The organism is Variovorax sp. Soil_C_26 (assembly GCF_057657075.1).
This window is the reverse complement of record NZ_JBDGJC010000002.1, coordinates 363,721-379,326: the sequence shown is the minus strand read 5'-3', so window position 1 is coordinate 379,326 and position 15,606 is coordinate 363,721. Positions and strand designations below refer to the sequence as shown.

At 67.6% G+C, this 15,606-nt stretch carries 19 protein-coding genes; 3 read left to right on the top strand and 16 right to left on the bottom strand.

Features of this window, described 5'->3' with window-relative positions; all coding sequences use genetic code 11:
• Positions 1 to 38 precede the first annotated feature (38 nt).
• The 12 genes from AC3A6G_RS07270 to AC3A6G_RS07215 form a co-directional block, all read right to left on the bottom strand.
• On the bottom strand, positions 39 to 1,103 hold the full coding sequence (locus tag AC3A6G_RS07270; RefSeq protein WP_487873431.1) for a MucB/RseB C-terminal domain-containing protein: 1,065 nt from the start codon (positions 1,101 to 1,103) through the stop codon (positions 39 to 41).
• A gap of 22 nt (positions 1,104 to 1,125) precedes the next feature.
• Positions 1,126 to 1,800 carry a sigma-E factor negative regulatory protein gene (locus AC3A6G_RS07265; RefSeq protein ID WP_487873430.1) on the bottom strand — a complete coding sequence of 225 codons (675 nt, stop codon included), beginning with the start codon at positions 1,798 to 1,800 and terminating at the stop codon, positions 1,126 to 1,128.
• Between the two features lie 17 nt (positions 1,801 to 1,817).
• On the bottom strand, positions 1,818 to 2,492 hold the full coding sequence (gene rpoE / locus AC3A6G_RS07260) for an RNA polymerase sigma factor RpoE (RefSeq protein ID WP_487859595.1): 675 nt from the start codon (positions 2,490 to 2,492) through the stop codon (positions 1,818 to 1,820).
• A gap of 9 nt (positions 2,493 to 2,501) precedes the next feature.
• A complete protein-coding gene (locus AC3A6G_RS07255; protein ID WP_487859594.1) occupies positions 2,502 to 2,984 on the bottom strand; it encodes a hypothetical protein in 483 nt (160 codons plus the stop codon).
• A 13-nt stretch (positions 2,985 to 2,997) separates the two neighbouring features.
• Complete coding sequence (gene fabF / locus AC3A6G_RS07250) at positions 2,998 to 4,242, bottom strand: beta-ketoacyl-ACP synthase II (RefSeq protein ID WP_487873429.1); 1,245 nt, start codon at positions 4,240 to 4,242, stop codon at positions 2,998 to 3,000.
• Between the two features lie 99 nt (positions 4,243 to 4,341).
• Positions 4,342 to 4,581: an acyl carrier protein gene (gene acpP, locus AC3A6G_RS07245; RefSeq protein ID WP_007830471.1), complete on the bottom strand. Its 240-nt coding sequence runs from the start codon at positions 4,579 to 4,581 to the stop codon at positions 4,342 to 4,344.
• A gap of 98 nt (positions 4,582 to 4,679) precedes the next feature.
• Positions 4,680 to 5,423: a 3-oxoacyl-ACP reductase FabG gene (gene fabG, locus AC3A6G_RS07240; protein ID WP_487873428.1), complete on the bottom strand. Its 744-nt coding sequence runs from the start codon at positions 5,421 to 5,423 to the stop codon at positions 4,680 to 4,682.
• 29 nt (positions 5,424 to 5,452) lie between these two features.
• Positions 5,453 to 6,403, bottom strand: coding sequence for an ACP S-malonyltransferase (gene fabD / locus AC3A6G_RS07235; RefSeq protein WP_487873427.1), 951 nt, complete (start codon positions 6,401 to 6,403; stop codon positions 5,453 to 5,455).
• A gap of 54 nt (positions 6,404 to 6,457) precedes the next feature.
• The gene (locus tag AC3A6G_RS07230) at positions 6,458 to 7,435 is read right to left on the bottom strand and encodes a beta-ketoacyl-ACP synthase III (protein WP_487859590.1); all 978 of its coding nucleotides are present in this window, start codon (positions 7,433 to 7,435) and stop codon (positions 6,458 to 6,460) included.
• Positions 7,435 to 8,529 carry a phosphate acyltransferase PlsX gene (gene plsX / locus AC3A6G_RS07225; RefSeq protein WP_487859589.1) on the bottom strand — a complete coding sequence of 365 codons (1,095 nt, stop codon included), beginning with the start codon at positions 8,527 to 8,529 and terminating at the stop codon, positions 7,435 to 7,437. The genes AC3A6G_RS07230 and plsX overlap by 1 nt, the downstream gene beginning before the upstream one ends.
• A gap of 61 nt (positions 8,530 to 8,590) precedes the next feature.
• Positions 8,591 to 8,773, bottom strand: a complete 183-nt coding sequence (gene rpmF, locus AC3A6G_RS07220) for a 50S ribosomal protein L32 (protein ID WP_007830466.1) — start codon at positions 8,771 to 8,773, stop codon at positions 8,591 to 8,593.
• Between the two features lie 125 nt (positions 8,774 to 8,898).
• Positions 8,899 to 9,465, bottom strand: a complete 567-nt coding sequence (locus tag AC3A6G_RS07215) for a YceD family protein (RefSeq protein ID WP_487873426.1) — start codon at positions 9,463 to 9,465, stop codon at positions 8,899 to 8,901.
• A gap of 36 nt (positions 9,466 to 9,501) precedes the next feature.
• On the opposite strand from AC3A6G_RS07215, the gene AC3A6G_RS07210 reads away from it, so the two are divergent.
• From AC3A6G_RS07210 to AC3A6G_RS07200, 3 genes are read left to right on the top strand one after another with little or no spacing between them, the layout of a single operon-like run.
• Positions 9,502 to 10,083, top strand: a complete 582-nt coding sequence (locus AC3A6G_RS07210; RefSeq protein ID WP_487859587.1) for a Maf family protein — start codon at positions 9,502 to 9,504, stop codon at positions 10,081 to 10,083.
• Complete coding sequence (locus tag AC3A6G_RS07205) at positions 10,080 to 10,841, top strand: SAM-dependent methyltransferase (RefSeq protein WP_487859586.1); 762 nt, start codon at positions 10,080 to 10,082, stop codon at positions 10,839 to 10,841. Before AC3A6G_RS07210 ends, AC3A6G_RS07205 begins: the two co-directional genes overlap by 4 nt.
• 2 nt (positions 10,842 to 10,843) lie before the next feature.
• Positions 10,844 to 11,992, top strand: a complete 1,149-nt coding sequence (locus AC3A6G_RS07200) for an MFS transporter (protein ID WP_487873425.1) — start codon at positions 10,844 to 10,846, stop codon at positions 11,990 to 11,992.
• Between the two features lie 36 nt (positions 11,993 to 12,028).
• Here AC3A6G_RS07200 and AC3A6G_RS07195 read toward each other — a convergent pair whose 3' ends face one another.
• The 4 genes from AC3A6G_RS07195 to AC3A6G_RS07180 are packed head-to-tail and all read right to left on the bottom strand — an operon-like array spanning position 12,029 to position 15,229.
• A complete protein-coding gene (locus AC3A6G_RS07195) occupies positions 12,029 to 13,072 on the bottom strand; it encodes a S49 family peptidase (protein WP_487859584.1) in 1,044 nt (347 codons plus the stop codon).
• Between the two features lies 1 nt (position 13,073).
• Positions 13,074 to 13,448, bottom strand: a complete 375-nt coding sequence (locus AC3A6G_RS07190; protein ID WP_487873424.1) for a Rieske (2Fe-2S) protein — start codon at positions 13,446 to 13,448, stop codon at positions 13,074 to 13,076.
• 31 nt (positions 13,449 to 13,479) lie between these two features.
• Entirely contained in the window at positions 13,480 to 14,154 is a 675-nt protein-coding gene (locus tag AC3A6G_RS07185) for an HAD family hydrolase (RefSeq protein WP_487859582.1), read from the bottom strand.
• The gene (locus AC3A6G_RS07180) at positions 14,147 to 15,229 is read right to left on the bottom strand and encodes an RluA family pseudouridine synthase (protein WP_487873423.1); all 1,083 of its coding nucleotides are present in this window, start codon (positions 15,227 to 15,229) and stop codon (positions 14,147 to 14,149) included. Before AC3A6G_RS07180 ends, AC3A6G_RS07185 begins: the two co-directional genes overlap by 8 nt.
• Positions 15,230 to 15,606 lie beyond the last annotated feature (377 nt).

Sequence of the window (15,606 nt, the reverse complement as noted above, 5' to 3'; positions counted from 1 at the left end):
CCAACTTGGTTCAGCACCGGCCGTGGGACAGTTCCACTTCAGCGCGTGCGTGCAAGGCTCTGGGCAAATGCGTTGAGCGTCTGCTGCGGCACCTCGCCCACTGCCGTGAGCCACCAGTCGCTCACCGGCTCCGGCAGCCGACGGCGAATCGCGTTGGTGGCACCGATGGTCAACACGCCGTCGCGGGGCGCGCGCTTTTCATCGTAGCGTTCGATGAAAAGCGAGACCGAAGCGAGGCCATCGGAAAACGTCCACTGGACGGTGCGTTCCTGCGCACTCTTGTCGCCCGCGGGGCGGCGGTAGAAGCTGCGCGGCCGGAAGCCCGCGACGGGTGTCTTGAGCGTCCAGCCCTCGTCATGCGCGCTGCTGCGCTCGAGTTCGAGCTTCTCGACGCGGTAGCCACTGGTGTTGGACATCATCTGCAGCAGCGCCTGCGCCTTGATCGGTGCATCGAGCTGGAGTTCGGAGAACGCCGACTGCTCCACCACGCGGGAGTCGTTGTCGACGGTCTGGAGCTTCACGAGCAGGCCGGAGCGGCGCTCGCTCCAGATGCGGTAGCCGAAGCGCAGGCCATCGTGCGGCACGAGCTGCACCACGTCGGTGTCGAAACCAGCCACGCGGTCCTTGCCGAGCGCCCGCACCTCGTAGAAGTCGCCGATCGACGAATCGGGCTTGTCCGGCAGGTTGGGGAACAGATCGAAGTTCTCGCGCTTCTCGACCTTCACGACCTTCGCCTCGGGCAGGAAGGTCATGACATGGTGGTTGCGCCTGAACGTGGAGCGTGGCGGCCCCGACAAGGCCTCGATGCGCTCGATCTGCATCTCGCCGTCGCGCACATGCCAGATGCGCGCGCTCGACAGATTGCCGCCCGCGGCCGACACTACGAAGGTACCAATGTAGTTGCGCTGCCGTGCCCCCGAGTGCATGCGCTGCAGCCACTCGACAACGCCCAGCGACGGCGGCGCGTCACCGGCCTGTGCCGAGGCCGCACCTCTGGGGTTCGCCGCCGCGGGCCGGGTCTGGGCGACCGCCACATGGGCCAGGCAAAAGGCAGCGATCACCAGCGCAAACGCGCGAGCGGAGGTGGGCATCGGAACGGTCATCGAGCGTGGCGATCGGCGCACATCAGCGCGAAGGGCCTTCGAAAGTCGCATTGCGCAGGAACCCCGAGGGCATCTGCGATGCGCCGCCGGCCTGCTGATGCGCCTCGAGCAACTGGTCGAGTCGCGGATCGCGCAGCATCACTTGCGGGTTGCCGTTGCCGACCAGCACGCGCGTCGACGCCCGCGCGGTCGGGGCGGCATTCGCGGCGCCGTTCGCACCCGCTGTGGCCACCACGGACGCTGCGCCCGGCTGCGGCTGCGTTGCCGCGAGTTGAGCGCCCGGCGCCTGCACGGCAGCGCCGTTGCCGACCAGGGTCCAGCTGATGGCCGCGACCGCCATCAGCGACGCGGCACCGGCGACGAGTTTCCAGCGGAACACCGGCTCGTTGGCCGCGTCCGCCTTGCGCCGAACCGCAGGCACCGACGTAGCGGGCGCCACGGGCACCGCGGCCGGCCGCACCACCAAGGGCTCGGCCGCCAGGCGCCGCTGAAAGCGCGTCAGGAAGGCGTCGGTGTCGGTGCATGGCGAATGGGCGCCCGAGCGCAGCACGTCGCCCACGAGATGGTAGGCCTGCCAGGCGCCGCGGGCGTCTTCCTGCGCGCAGACCGCTTCGATGGCCTGCGCCAGGTCCTCGCTTTGCAAATGACCGTCCGCGAGTGCGGACACTTGTTCACGAACCGTCATGCTCTGATTCATTTCATTCACCTGCTTACCTACCACCGCTTGCCGGATTGGTTGTCCAGCATCGGCTTGACCTTGGCCGAAATGGCCTCACGCGCTCTGAAGATACGCGAGCGCACCGTGCCGATGGGGCAATTCATGACCTCGGCAATCTCTTCGTAACTCATGCCCTCGATTTCGCGCAGGGTCACAGCCTGACGCAGTTCGGCTGGCAGCGCATCCATGGCCATCTCGACCACGCGGGCGATTTCGTTGGCCGCCAGCACCGATTCGGGGGTTTCGTCGGTGGTTGGTTCGTTTCCCGGACGGTAAGTTTCATCGTCGTCGTCAGAAGACGGGCGCAGGGCGCTTTCCGAAATGGTCGGATCGCGCTTCATGTCGACCAGCGCCTTCTTGGCGGTGTTGACCGCGATCCGGTAGAGCCAGGTGTAGAACTGCGCGTCGCCGCGAAACTGATGCAACGCGCGATAGGCCCGGATGAAGGTCTCCTGCGCGATATCCTCGACCAGGTCGACGTCGCGCACCATGCGCCCGATCAGGCGCTCGATCCGGCGTTGGTACTTGATGACCAGAAGTTCGAAGGCTTTCTGGTCGCCGGCCACGGTGCGCTGGACCAGTTGCAGGTCGACCTCCCCCGGCCGCGGCGCAGCGGCGACTCCCTCGGGCAAGCCCGAGTCCGGTGGCACTGGCGGCACGGAAGTGGTCATCTGGAAGGTTCAGGGCCCATCGGCATGGGCGGTCGCCCGCCACGGCTCACCGGCGGTCGAACCCGACGGGGCGCGCGAATATACCGCACGGCGCAGGTCGCGCCAGCGCTCGGGCATGGCACTGTGCTCGGCCCACACCCAGCGCACCGACCGACCCGGCTCGGCCAGCCTGATCAGCAGCAGTGATTGCAGGTCGAGCGCCACGGCCGCGCGCGCCGCAACAACCGCCCGGCCGGTCTCCGCGCCCGCCAGCGTCCAGTGACGCCCGTCGAAACGCAGTTCGGCCGCAGCGTCGCCTCGCAGCGCGAGCGCGGCAGCACCGCCCGAGAACAGCACGCTCAGCACCAGGAGCACCTGGCGCCAGCCCGCGCCGTCAAAAAAATAGCAGGACACGCCGGCGCAGCACGCACCCAGTGCCCACGCCGCGATCAGGATCCGGGCTGCACCGCGCGAGCGCCCGACCGGATAGATCACCGACGGCGCGCTGTGCATGAAAGAGCAATGCTCAAACGCGCTTGAACACCAGCGTGCCGTTGGTGCCGCCGAAGCCGAAGTTGTTCTTGACCGCGACATCGATCTTCAGATCGCGCGCCTCGTTGGCGCAGTAGTCGAGATCGCACTCTGGATCCTGGTTGAAGATGTTGATGGTCGGCGGGCTCTTCTGATGATGCAGCGCGAGCACTGTGAACACCGACTCGATGCCGCCAGCGCCGCCCAGCAGGTGGCCGGTCATCGACTTGGTGGAGTTCACGATCAGCTTCTTCGCATGGTCGCCGAAGGTGTTCTTGATCGCGTTGGTCTCGTTCAGGTCGCCCAGCGGCGTGGAAGTGCCATGCGCATTGAGATACTGCACCTCGTCGGCGTTGGCCCCCGCATTGGCGAGCGCCATCGACATCGACCGGCGTGGTCCGTCGACATTGGGCGCCGTCATGTGATACGCGTCGGCGCTCATGCCGAAGCCCGAAACCTCGGCGTAGATCTTGGCGCCGCGCGCCTTGGCGTGCTCGTACTCCTCGAGCACGACCACCCCGGCGCCCTCGCCGAGCACGAAGCCGTCGCGGTCCTTGTCCCACGGGCGCGAGGCCGTGGCGGGATCGTCGTTGCGCGTCGAGAGTGCGCGCGCCGCCGCGAAGCCGCCGATGCCCAGCGGCGAGACGGTCGATTCGGCGCCGCCCGCGACCATCACGTCGGCATCGCCGTACTCGATCATGCGGGCCGACAGGCCGATCGCATGCAAGCCGGTGGTGCAGGCCGTGACGACCGCGATGTTCGGCCCCTGGAAGCCGTACTTGATGGAGACGTGGCCCGAGATCATGTTGATGATCGAGGCCGGCACGAAGAACGGCGACACGCGGCGAGGGCCGCGGTTCACGAGCTCCCCGTGCGTTTCTTCGATCATCGGCAACCCGCCGATGCCCGAGCCGATGTTGCAGCCAATGCGCGTCGCCTCTTCGGGCGAAAGCGCATCGTTGGTCTGGATACCGCTGTCCTGCACGGCCTGGATGGCCGCGGCAAGGCCGAGATGGATGAAGCGGTCCATGTGACGCGCTTCCTTCTCGGAAATGTATTGGGTGATGTCGAAACCCTTCACCTCGCCTGCGAACTTGCAGGCGAAGGCGCTTGCATCGAAGGCGGTAATGTTCGCAATGCCCGACTTCCCGGCCAACAGGTTGGCCCAGGATTCGGTTGCGGAGTTTCCGACAGGAGCGATGCAACCGAGTCCGGTCACGACGACGCGGCGTTTGGTCATGCCGGCAAACCTTTCTGGAAGCGTGGAGCAGCTGCCGATCGGCGCTTGCGGTTCAGTGAAGAAAAGCCGCCAGGCGCCGTCGCAGCATCAATTGGCCGATCAGGCCTTTTGATTCTTGGTGGCGTAGTCGACGGCGTTTTGCACCGTGGTGATCTTTTCGGCATCTTCGTCGGGGATCTCGATGCCGAACTCGTCTTCGAGTGCCATCACGAGTTCGACCGTGTCGAGCGAGTCAGCGCCGAGGTCGGCCACGAAAGCCTTTTCATTCGTCACTTGAGACTCTTCCACGCCGAGCTGCTCGGCGATGATTTTCTTGACACGTGCTTCGATATCGCTCATTTGGTTCCCTCTGAGGGTTGTAGGTAACAGTGGATTTTAGCCGGGCGCATTGTGGCATTTGCCGTGCGTCCGGTACGGGAAAACATTGCGCCTTTCGGCTACATGTGCATGCCGCCGTTGACGTGCAGCTCCTGCCCCGTCACGTACGACGCCTGAGGCGATGCGAGGTAGGCCACCGCATGCGCGATGTCGGCCGGCTTGCCCAGGTGCCCGAGCGGGATCTGCTGCAGCAGCGCCTGCTGCTGGGCTTCGGGAAGGCTGGCCGTCATGTCGGTTTCGATGAAGCCCGGCGCGACGCAGTTGACCGTGATGTTGCGGCTGCCGAGTTCGCGCGCGAGCGCGCGGGTCATGCCGGCAACGCCGGCCTTGGCGGCCGCGTAGTTGGCCTGGCCGGCATTGCCGGCGGCGCCCACCACGCTCGTGATGCTGATGATGCGGCCGTAGCGCTGCTTCATCATCGGGCGGATCACCGCGCGCGAAAGCCGGAACACGGCTTTCAGATTGGTGTCGAGCACCGCATCCCAGTCTTCGTCCTTGAGTCGCATGGCCAGCGTGTCGCGCGTGATGCCGGCGTTGTTGACCAGCACGTGGATCGCGCCATAAGCCTTGACGATCTCGTCGATGAGCGCTTCGACGGCCGCCCCGTCGTTCACGTCGAGCGCACGGCCGCGGCCGTCGAACGCGCTCAGGGCCGACGTGATCTTGGCCGCGCTGTCGTTGGTGGTGCCAGTGCCGACCACCTTGAGACCGCGCTGCGCGAGTTCGAGCGCGATTGCCGCGCCGATGCCGCGCGATGCGCCTGTGATCAGGGCAACCTGCCCTTCGAATTTTGGAATGCTCATAAAAGGAGTATCGGGCCTTGGGCCGCTCATCAGGCGAGCAGTTGACGGGTGTCTGCGAGCGTGGCCGGGTCGTACACCGACGCGGCTTCGAGTTCGGGGGCGATGCGCTTGACCGTTCCGGCCAGCACCCGGCCGGGCCCGCACTCGATGATGGCGGCGACACCGCGCAGTTTCAAGGCCTGGACGCTCTCGACCCACCGCACCGGACCGGCGGCCTGGCGCACCAGGGCCTCGCGGATGCGCTCGGACTCGGTTTCCACCGCCACGTCGATGTTGTTGAGCACCGGAATTTGCGGCGCGGCCAGCCTGATCGTGCTGAGCTTCTCGCGCAGCGCCTCGGCGGCGGGCTTCATCAGGCTCGAATGGAACGGTGCCGACACCGGCAGCAGCAGCGCGCGCTTGGCGCCGCCCGCCTTGAGCAGCTCGCAGGCCTTGTCGACCGCGGCCTTGCTGCCGGCGATCACCGTCTGCATCGGATCGTTGAAGTTCACCGCCTCGACGATTTCGGCACTGCCCGCGCCGAAGGACGCGGTGGCCTCGGCGCAACCAGCGATCACCTTCGAGGCCTCCATGCCGAGGACCGCCGCCATCGCACCTGCGCCCACCGGCACGGCCTGCTGCATGGCCTTGGCGCGGAACCGCACGAGCGGCGCAGCCTGCGCCAGCGTGAGCACGCCCGACGCCACGAGTGCCGAATACTCGCCCAGCGAATGCCCCGCCACGACCGCAGGGGCCGCGCCGCCCTCGGCGAGCCAGGCACGCCAGGCGGCCACGCCAGCCACCAGCATCACGGGCTGGGTGTTGGTGGTGAGCGCCAGCTCTTCCTTGGGACCGTTCTTGATCAGCGCGCCGATGTCTTCGCCGAGCGCTTCGGACGCCTCGCGCAAGGTCTCGGTCACGGCCGGATGATCGCCCCAGGCGTCGAGCATGCCGACGGCCTGAGAGCCCTGGCCGGGAAAGACAAAAGCAAAGGATTTCATTGTTTTTTATGGCGCATGCGAACGCCGTGGTACGCGACTGCGGACGGCGGCATGCTATAGATTCAGTAGCACCGCACCCCAGGTGAAGCCACCGCCCACGCCTTCAAGCATGAGCGTCTCGCCTTTCTTCACCCTCCCGGACCGCACGGCCTCGTCGAGCGCCAGCGGGATCGAGGCGGCCGACGTGTTGCCGTGCTCGTTGACCGTGACGACAAGCTTCTCGAGCGGCAGCTTGAGCTTCTTCGCCGTGCCTTCCATGATGCGGATGTTCGCCTGGTGCGGAATCAGCCAGTCGATGTCGGCTTCGGTCTTGCCGGCCTTCGCGAGCGTGGTACGGGCGGCTTCCTCGAGCACGCGCACAGCGAGCTTGAAGACGGCCTGACCGTCCATGTGCAGCAGCGGTGTGCCGAGCACGTTGCCGCCCGACACATGGCCGGGCACGCACAGGATGCCCACGTGCTTGCCATCCGCATGCAGGTCGCTCGCGAGAATGCCGGGCTCCTCGCTGGCCTCAAGCACCACCGCGCCCGCGCCGTCGCCGAACAGCACGCAGGTGGTGCGGTCGTTGAAATCGAGGATGCGCGAGAAGACCTCGGCGCCCACCACCAGCGCGCACCGTGCCGTGCCGGTGCGGATCATCGCGTCAGCCACCGTAAGGGCATAGACGAAGCCGCTGCAGACCGCCTGCACGTCGAAGGCCGGGCAGCCGGCAATGCCAAGCTTGTTCTGGAGGATCGCGGCCGACGACGGAAACACCATGTCCGGCGTCGAGGTCGCGACGATGATCAGGTCGATCTCTTCCGCCTTGCGGCCTGCCGCCTCGAGGGCGTGCCGGGCCGCTTCAAGGGCGAGGTCGCTGCTCGACACCTCCGGTGCCGCGAAGTGGCGCGCGTGGATGCCGGTGCGCTCGACGATCCACTGATTGGAGGTCTCGACGCCGCGCAGCGCCAGTTCACTGGCGAGGTCGTCGTTGGTCACCCGGCGCGGTGGCAGGTAGCTGCCGGTGCCGGTGATGCGTGAATATGGGCTCATCAAGCGTGAAGGGCCGTCGCGTCCTGGGACACCGCGGGCTCCTGCCGCGCGAGCAATGGCGCGGCGTGGGCAATGCGGGCCCGCACGCGATCGAGCAGGTTGTTGCGAGCGGCATCATAAGCGCGATCGAGCGCATGGCCGAAAGCCACTTCGTCAGCCGAGCCATGGCTCTTGAAAACCAGCCCGCGCAGGCCAAGCAGGGCCGCGCCATTGTAGCGGCGGTGGTCAAGGCGGCTTTTGAACGCTTTTAGGACCGGATAGGCTGCAATTGCAGCCATCTTGGTGAAAACATTGCGGGAAAATTCGACCCGAATGAAATCGCCAATCATCGAAGCCACGCCTTCGCTGGCCTTGAGCGCCACGTTCCCGACGAAGCCGTCGCATACGACGATGTCGGTGGTGCCTTTGAAAATGTCGTTGCCCTCGACGTTGCCGTAGAAGTTGAGATCTTTCGAATTGGCAGCAGTTCGCAGCAGTTGACTGGCCTTCTTGATGGTTTCGCTGCCCTTGATGGCTTCCTCGCCGATATTGAGCAGGCCCACCGATGGCGCCTCGTTGCCCGTGAGCGCGGAAACCAGGGCGGAACCGAGCACGGCGAACTGCAGCAGGTCCTCGGCGTCGCAATCGACGTTGGCGCCCAGGTCGAGCACGGTCGTCGCGCCACCCTTCACGTTCGGCAGTTGCGGTGCGATCGCGGGGCGGTCGATACCGTCGAGCGTCTTGAGCAGGTAGCGCGCAATCGCCATCAAGGCGCCGGTGTTGCCGGCGGACACCGCCGCGTGCGCCGCGCCGTCCTTCACCTGCTGGATCGCCACGCGCATGGAAGAATCTTTCTTCTTGCGCAGCGCGATCTCGATCGGGTCGTCCATGCCCACCACTTCGCTGGCCGGCACGACGCGGGCGCGCGGATGCGCGGCGAAGCCCGCCAATGCGGCCGGCGCACCTACCAGCAGCAAGGAGGCCTCACTGTGCCGCTCGAGAAACGCGCGGCAGGCCGCGAGCGTGACGCGCGGCCCGTGGTCGCCTCCCATGCAATCGACGGCAAGCGTGATCGCGGAAGGCGCAGCAGTGGATTCGGGAGAAGACGTAGCCATCAAAACAAAGGCCCGACGCTACGGCAAAAGTAGCTTCGGGCCTCGGCCTTGGGATGCGAGATCAGGCTTCGGACTTGTTTTTGAGCACTTGCCGGCCACGGTAGAAACCGTTGGGGCTGATGTGGTGGCGCAGGTGCGTTTCGCCGGTGGTGGGCTCGACGGCGATACCGGGCACGACCAGCGCGTTGTGCGAACGGTGCATGCCACGCTTGGAAGGCGACTTCTTGTTTTGCTGGACGGCCATGATGGCTCCTGGACTGTGAGGTGAGTGATTGGATGCGCTCTCTTGCGGTGGCAATGATGAATGGCATTGCTGATCACGGCGGCGCGCGCGAAGCCCATGATTATAGCCCAGCTGGCGGATAAGGGCTACCCGCCCTCTTTGGGGCCACGCGGACGCAGCGCACCGAGCACCGCGAACGGGTTCGGCTTGGCCTCTTCCGCCGCGTTGAAATCGTCGTCGCTGGACGACAGCCGGACCGGCACGGGACAGACGTCATGCGCGGGCGTGACGGGAATTTCCATCAGCAGTTCGTCTTCGACGAGCGCGTGCAGGTCGAAGTCGCGGCTCATCGCGAGCACGTCTTCGTCGGCTTCCTCGTCCTCGGCCTCGGCCGTGGCCTCGTCGGCGACGAAACGGAACCATCGGCTCACCATGACCGGCGTCGCCACCGGCGTCAGGCAGCGCTGGCAAGTCAGGGGCAGCGTCGCTTCGGCGTCCAGGTGCAGCCAGGGCTCGGCCTTGCCGTCGGCGCCGGGACGCTCTTCGCCGCTGGCTGTCCAGCGCACGAGGGTGTCGGCTGCGGGGTCGGCCTCGGTCGCCAGCTCGGCCGCGAGCCGCACGTAGTTCGCAACCGGCTCGGCCGCTTCCAGCGTGGCGCCCGCGAGGGCAAAGCGGGCCACGTCGAGCCGTTCGGGGGCAAATTCTCTCTTCATCCTCACCAGTCTAGCGCGCTCACGCACAATCATCCCATGCAACGCCCCGTGATCCTTGCCTCGACCTCGCGCTACCGGCGCGAACTGCTTTCCCGCCTGCGCCTGCCCTTCGACGTGCAGCCGCCCGACGTCGACGAAACCCCGCGCGGCGGCGAGTCGCCCCGGGCGCTGGCCGAACGCCTGGCGCTCGAAAAGGCCCACGCGGTGGCGGCGCGCTTTCCCGAAGCCGTGGTGATCGGTTCCGACCAGGTGGCCGACCTGGCCGGCGAGGCGCTGGGCAAGCCGGGCGACCATGCGCGCGCGACCGCGCAGTTGCGGCGCATGCGCGGCCAGACGCTGGTGTTCCAGACGGCGGTGGCGGTGGTCTGCCACGCGAGCGGCTTCGTCCAGCACGACCTGGCGCCCGTTCGGGTGGTGTTCCGCGAGCTCACTGATGACGCGATCGAAAATTACCTGCAGGCCGAGCAGCCCTACGACTGCGCCGGGAGCGCCAAGAGCGAAGGCCTCGGCATCGCCCTGCTCGACGCCATCGACAGCGACGACCCCACGGCACTCGTGGGCTTGCCGCTGATCCGCACCTGCCGGATGCTGCGCGCCGCGGGAGTCGAACTCCTGTGACGCCGGGCAAGCTCTACCTCGTGCCCGCGCCACTCGACTTCGGCTGCGAATCGCAGGCGCCGCTGCAGGACGCGCTGCCGCTCGGAACCCTCCAGGTCGCCGCGGGCCTCACCCACTGGATCTGCGAGAACGCGAAGTCGGCGCGCGCCTACCTGAAGCGGATCGATGCGGTGGTGCCGCTGGCCGCGCCACTACAGGCGCAGGACATCCGCGAACTGCCGCGCGAAGTGCACAAGAAGGGCGACCATGCGGGCCAGTTCGACGCTCGGCCGCTGCTCGCCGCCGCGCTCGAAGGCCATGACATCGGACTGCTCAGCGAGGCGGGCATGCCGGCAGTGGCCGATCCCGGCTCGTCGGTGGCGCGGGCTGCGCACGATCTCGGCCTGGCCGTGGTCCCGCTCACCGGCCCGGTGTCGCTGCTGCTGGCGCTGGCGGCGAGCGGCCTCAATGGCCAGAACTTCGCCTTCGTCGGGTACCTGCCGCAGGATGCCGGCGAGCGCCAGGGCCGCATCCGCGATCTCGAGGCGCTGGCGCTGCGAACCGGCCAGACGCAGCTGTTCATCGAGACACCCTACCGCAATGCCGCACTCCTGCAGGCGCTGGTGCAGACGCTGCAGCACAACACGCGGCTCGCCGTCGCGCGCGGGCTGACGCTGGCCACCGCCGACGTTCGCAGCCAGACCGCGAAGACGTGGCGCACCCAGCCCAAGAGCACCGCGGACGAGCGCCTGCCGGCCGTGTTCGCGATCGGACGTTGACGATGAGGGTGACCGCCAGCCACCGCTGGGCCTCGCGCGCGCAGTTTTTCTCTTCCGGTTTCATCTTCGCGACGTGGGGCGTGCACGTGCCCACGGTCAAGGCGCACTACGGCATCGACGAGGCACAACTCGGCCTCGCCATGCTCGCGGCCGGCGCCGGCGCGATGTTCGGCCTCACGAGCGCAGGCCGATGGATCGGCCGCCACGGCGCCCGCCGCATGGCGGCTATTTGCGGCTGCATCTACGCGTTGCTGCTCGCGGGTCTCATCGCCATGCCGGGCTATTTCGCGCTGCTGGCGCTGCTGGCCGCCTTCGGGCTCGTCACCAGCGTGTTCGACGTTGCCATCAACACCGAGGCGGCCCAGCTCGAGCTGAAGGGCGGCAAGCCGCTGATGAGCGGCATGCACGGCATGTTCAGCCTCGGCGGCATGGCCGGCGCCGCAAGCGGCAGCGCCGCGCTGGCTGCCGGACTTGGGGCCCAGGCGCACCTGCTGTGGGTGGCGGCGGCGATGATGGCTGCGGTCGCGATCGCCTCGACCCGCATGCTGCCGCCCGTTGCCGCTGCCGGCGACGCGGCCGCGCGCCATGGCTTCCGCCTGCCGCGCGGCACGCTCGCGGTGCTGGGCGTGCTCGCCGCGCTGGGCCTGATCGCCGAGGGCGCCATCTACGACTGGAGCGTGCTGTACATGCAGCAGGAGCTCCATAGCCCGCAGCAGCAGGCCGCACTGGCCTATGCGAGTTTTTCCGCAGCCATGGCGGCGGCGCGCTTCGGCGGCGACGCGCTGCGCGCCCGCTTCTCGCCCGCCGCCCTGTTGCTCGGCAGCGGCCTGCTCGCGGCCGCTGCCATGACGCTGGTGCTGTTGACGCACCTGCCGTGGGTCGCACTGCTCGGCTTCGCGGGCGTGGGCGTGGGCTTTGCGAACGTGGTGCCGATCCTGTTCGGCGCCTCGGCCCGCGTGCCCGGCGTGGAACCCGCCAGCGGCATTGCCGCGGTGTCGGCCGTGGCGTACCTGGGCTTCATGGCCGGGCCGGCGGTGATCGGGCTGCTGGCGCGCGCCAGTTCGCTGACGGCCGCGCTGTATGTGGTGGTGGCGTTCGCGGTGGCGCTCGCGGCCTCGGCGCGCTTCACCGAGCGCGGCACCCGGGCTTGATCGCGGCTTGATCGCGCCGGGCAGCCGCTGCCGATCTCAGCGCAGCGCCGGCGAGGCGGACTGCAGCGAGCGGACGGTGGCGGCGCCCATGGCGGCGCCGAATTTCTTCGCGAGCTTCTCGGCCACGTTGTCACGCCGCGTGTAGTCGGTGACCTCCTCGGCCTTGATGACTTCGCGCGCCACGAAGTCGACGTTGCCCAGCTGGTCGGCCAAGCCGAACTCGACGGCCTTCTCGCCGCTCCAGAACAGACCGCTGAAGAGCCCCGGCGTGTCGAGCTTGAGCCGGTCGCCGCGCCCGGTCTTCACCACATTGATGAACTGTGTGTGAATCTGGTCGAGCATCGCCTGGGCATGGGCACGCTGCGCGTCGTTCATGGGGCTGAACGGATCGAGGAAGCCCTTGTTCTCGCCGGCCGTGAGCAAGCGGCGCTCGACGCCGACCTTGTCCATCACGCCCGTGAAGCCGAAGCCGTCCATCAGCACGCCGATGCTGCCGACGATGCTGGCCTTGTCGACGAAGATCTTGTCGGTGGCTGCCGCGATGTAGTACGCCGCCGAGGCACAGGTTTCCTCGACCACGGCATAGACCGGCTTCTTGTGCTTGGCCTTCAGGCGCTTGATCTCGTCGCTGATGATGCCGGCCTGCACCGGGCTGCCGCCGGGCGAATTGATGAGCAGCACGATGCCCTTGGCACCCTGGTCCTCGAAGGCCGTCTTCAACGCGGCGATCACGAACTCGGCGCTCGCATCGCTGCCGTTGGCGATCTCGCCCTTGACCTCAACCACCGCCGTGTGCGCCGTGCTCGTGGCGGTGCTCGGCGCGCTGCGCGACATGGCCAGCCAGACCAGGAAGATGAAGAAGGCGAGCCACGACAGGCGCACGAAGGTCTTCCAGCGGCGCGCCGCCTTCTGTTCGTTCAGCGATGCGAAGGCGAGTTTTTCGAGCGTTGCACGCTCCCAGCCGGGGCGTTGCGTGGGATCTTTGGCCATGTTTCTCGGTGCGCCCTGCGAGGGCGCCAAAGGGGTCGCCGGCTCGAAGGGTTCGAAGCCTTCGGGTTCCGTGCGGTTCGAGTCGGTCATTTCAGAATGTCAGGGGATGGAGGTTCCAGGCAGTATGCCAGTGGACCACGCCGTGGCTTTCGCTCAGGGCGATCTTCACGAGGCCGCCGCGGCACGGGCCGCCCGCGCATTCGCCCGTGTCGGGCCGGTAGACCGCGCCGTGCGTGGCGCACAGCAGCCACTGGCCCGAATCGTCGAAGAAGCGGTCGGGCTGGAAGTCCATTTCCATCGCCACATGGCTGCACCGGTTCAGGTAGGCGTGCGGCTGCCCTTCGAAGCGCACCGCGAAGGCCCGGCAGGTCTCACCGCCATAGACCACGTCGAAGGGAACGGCACGGCCGCCTTCGACCAGGTCGGACCCGTTGCACAGGGGAATGCGCTGTTCTTCGCTCGTCATCGCGCGATTGTCAGGCGGTCGCAGGCGGTCGTCAGGCGTTCTCGAGCAGCCACGCCTCGAGGCTGGCCACCGAGTGGGCCACGAACAACGGCTTCAGTTCGTCGAAGCTCCCGGGCTCGTGCGCGCCGTAGCTCACGCCCACGCTCGCGCAGCCGGCATTGAGCGCGAGCTGCAGGTCGTGCGTGGTGTCGCCGATCATCAGCGTGCGCTCCGCCGGCACTTCGAGCTCTTCCATCAGTTCGAGCAGCATCCGCGGATGCGGCTTGCCGAAGGTCTCGTCGGCGGTGCGCGAGCCGTCGAAGCGCTCGCGCAGCGCCACCGACCGGAGCGCCTCGTTGAGGCCGCGGCGCGATTTGCCCGTGGCCACAGCCAGCTTGTGGCCGCGCGCGCGCAGCGCATCGAGCATCTGCAGCACGCCGTCGAACAGCACGAGGTCGTCCTGGTGCTGCAGGTAGTGGTAGCGGTAGCGGGCGCCGAGCTCGGGGTATTTCTCCTTCGGCACGTCGGGTGCCGCGCGCGCGAGCGCCTCGGCCAGGCCCAGGCCGATCACCCAGGCAGCGTCGTTCTCGCTCGGCTTCGCGCCGCCGACGTCGACCACCGCGGCCTGGATGCAGCGCACGATGAGCCGCGTGGAGTCATAGAGGGTGCCGTCCCAGTCGAAGGCAATCAGGTCGAAACGCAAGGGTCGGGTAGTGGGGTCAGTCATGGGCCGTGGGAAGGGGATGTTGGGCCAGCGCCTCGAGGGCGGGCGGCGGTATCAGGGTATGCAGTTCGGGCGGCAGGTCGGCCTGCAGCGCCACGCGCTCGCCGGTCGCGGGATGGTTGAATTGCAGTCGCCAGGCATGCAGGAACATGCGCCGCAGCCCCAGCCGCTGGAGTGCGCGCTGGCGGTCCGAGTCGCCGTACTTGTCGTCGCCCGCGATCGGGTGGCCGGCCGAGGCCAGGTGCACCCGGATCTGGTGCGTGCGGCCGGTCTTGATGGTGACTGCGAGCAGCGACAACGGCGCGGCCTCGCCCGCCAGCGTGAGCCGCGCAAGCACGCGCACCAGCGTCACCGCGTGCATCGCGTCGGGGTGGTCCTTGGCGACCACGCGCACGCGGCGTTCGCCGGCGCCCGCACCGTCGCCCGGCAGCAGGAACCGCGCGAGCGGCGCATCGAGCACCTTGCGGTTCGCGGGCCAGGTTCCTTCGACCAGCGCCAGATAGGTCTTGCCGGTCTCGCGTTCGCGGAACTGGTCTTGCAGCGCCACCAGCGCGCTGCGCTTCTTGGCCACGAGCAGGATGCCCGAGGTTTCGCGGTCGAGCCGGTGCACCAGTTCGAGGAATTTCGCGCCGGGCCGGGCGGTCCGCAGCTGTTCGATCACGCCGAAGCTCACGCCGCTGCCGCCATGCACCGCCACGCCGGCGGGCTTGTCGATGGCGAGCACGGCGTCGTCCTCGAGCAGCACCGGGAACTCGCGCGCGGGCGCCGGCGGCGTGGCGCCCTCCTCGGCGCGCGCCGAGATCCGCACCGGCGGCAGCCGCAGCACGTCGCCGGCCTCGATGCGCGTCTCGGCCTGCACGCGTCCCTTGTTGATGCGCACCTCGCCCGATCGGATGATCCGGTAGACATGCGTCTTGGGAACGCCCTTCAGGTGGCGGAAAAGGAAGTTGTCGAGCCGCTGTCCGGCCGATTCGGCGTCCACAGTAATGAATTTGATGGACGCGCCGGGCGCGCCGCCTTCATTTCCCGCGATTTGGGGCGCCGCGGGGCTGTGCTTCGCACCTATAATGTTTTTCACCAGCGCGGTCGTGTAAGTGCTTGATTAGACAGAAGTTTAGACCACTGCGGTCAAGCACCCACTACAACGCTGCGAGGTCGATGCCGCTTTGGCGCCGAGACTGCAAACCCCGCGCAAGCGCGCAAAGTGGCAGGCCCTGCACCCAAGTCAAGCCGACACCCACGAAACACCGATACGGAATACCCAGCCTGCAGCTTCCGAGCTGCAGGCGGATCGAAGCGAGCCCCTTGTGTTGATGCTGCTGATTCGACTGTGCCTGCGCTGGCCGACCTGGCTTCTGCCAGCGGCCTCCGGCATGGAATCATCCGCGCCGCGCGCCACCATTGCGCACCCTGCCATCGAAAAGATGGCCGCTCAACACCGAATCTGGCTCGCGC